At 76.0% G+C, this 292-nt stretch carries 1 protein-coding gene; it reads left to right on the top strand.

The genetic code is table 11. The annotated features are described in order from the left end of the window. Nucleotides 1–292 (top strand): hypothetical protein (locus tag JHD62_RS22325; RefSeq protein WP_199104699.1); only part of this gene is annotated, 292 nt, incomplete at both ends.

Raw genomic sequence — 292 nt, 5'->3', positions numbered from 1 at the left:
CCCCCCCCCCCCCCCCCCCCCCCCCCCCCCCCCCCCCCCCCCCCCCCCCCCCCCCCCCCCCCCCCCCCCCCCCCCCCCCCCCCCCCCCCCCCCCCCCCCCCCCCCCCCCCCCCCCCCCCCCCCTCTTACTGTTCGTCGGCAGCGTCAGATGTGTATAAGAGACAGGGTGTACAGCCTGCGCGACTACGCCAGCGACATCGACGAAGACCCGGGCCAGCTGCAACAAGTGGAAAGCCGCATCGACAGCCTGATGAGCATGGCGCGCAAATACCGCGTGCAACCGCAGGAACTG

The organism is Aquitalea sp. ASV11 (genome assembly GCF_016429185.1).
In the GTDB taxonomy this organism is placed as follows: Bacteria; Pseudomonadota; Gammaproteobacteria; order Burkholderiales; family Chromobacteriaceae; genus Aquitalea; species Aquitalea pelogenes.
Note: the sequence above shows the minus strand (reverse complement) of the source record. Positions and strands in the feature narration are given on the sequence as shown.